This is a genomic window from Rhizobium sp. PDO1-076, assembly GCF_000247475.1.
Taxonomy (GTDB): Bacteria; Pseudomonadota; Alphaproteobacteria; order Rhizobiales; family Rhizobiaceae; genus Allorhizobium.
Genome location: NZ_AHZC01000293.1, coordinates 1 through 1,168 on the forward strand (window position 1 = coordinate 1; position 1,168 = coordinate 1,168).

Below are 1,168 nucleotides of genomic sequence, written 5' to 3' on the forward strand. Positions count from 1 at the left end.
ATCGAGGCAACGATGCCGGCGCCGACGGTGCGGCCGCCTTCGCGGATCGCGAAGCGCAGCTTTTCTTCCATCGCGATCGGAACGATCAGCTCAACCTGAACCGTGACGTTGTCGCCAGGCATAACCATTTCCGTGCCTTCCGGAAGCGACACGATGCCGGTCACGTCGGTGGTGCGGAAGTAGAACTGCGGACGGTAGTTGGTGAAGAACGGCGTATGACGGCCGCCTTCTTCCTTCGTCAGGATGTAGGCTTCAGCCATGAACTTCTTGTGCGGCTTGACCGAACCCGGCTTGCACAGGATCTGGCCACGCTCGACGTCGTCGCGCTGAATACCACGGACCAGTGCGCCGATGTTGTCGCCAGCCTGGCCCTGATCGAGCAGCTTGCGGAACATTTCAACGCCGGTAACCGTCGTCTTCTTGGTGGCGCGGATGCCGACGAACTCGACTTCTTCACCAACCTTGACGATGCCACGCTCGACGCGGCCGGTCACAACCGTACCACGACCCGAGATCGAGAACACGTCTTCGATCGGCATCAGGAACGGCTGGTCGATCGGACGCTCAGGCGTCGGGATGTATTCGTCAACAGCCGCCATCAGCGCGCGCACTGCGTCTTCGCCGATCGTCTTGTTGCTGTCGTTCAGAGCGGCCAGAGCCGAACCCTTGACGAACGGAATGTCGTCGCCCGGGAAGTCGTAGGACGACAGAAGTTCGCGCACTTCCAGTTCGACCAGTTCCAGCAGTTCTTCGTCGTCGACCTGGTCAACCTTGTTGAGGAAGACAACGATCGCCGGAACGCCAACCTGACGGGCGAGCAGGATGTGCTCGCGGGTCTGCGGCATCGGGCCGTCGGCAGCCGAGCAAACCAGGATCGCGCCGTCCATCTGCGCGGCTCCGGTGATCATGTTCTTGACGTAGTCGGCGTGGCCGGGGCAGTCAACGTGGGCGTAGTGGCGGTTGGGCGTCTCATATTCGACGTGGGCCGTCGAGATGGTGATGCCACGGGCCTTTTCTTCCGGAGCGGCGTCGATCTGATCGTAGGCCTTGTATTCACCGAAATATTTGGTGATCGCAGCCGTCAGAGACGTCTTGCCGTGGTCAACGTGGCCGATCGTGCCGATGTTAACGTGCGGCTTGTTGCGTTCAAACTTACTCTTTGCCATTT

The 1,168-nt window shown here is 60.4% G+C and carries 1 protein-coding gene; it reads right to left on the bottom strand.

Annotated features, from left to right (window positions below):
• A partial coding sequence (gene tuf / locus PDO_RS15305; protein ID WP_007603635.1) for an elongation factor Tu occupies positions 1-1,166 on the bottom strand: 1,166 nt, incomplete at its 3' end.
• Positions 1,167-1,168 lie beyond the last annotated feature (2 nt).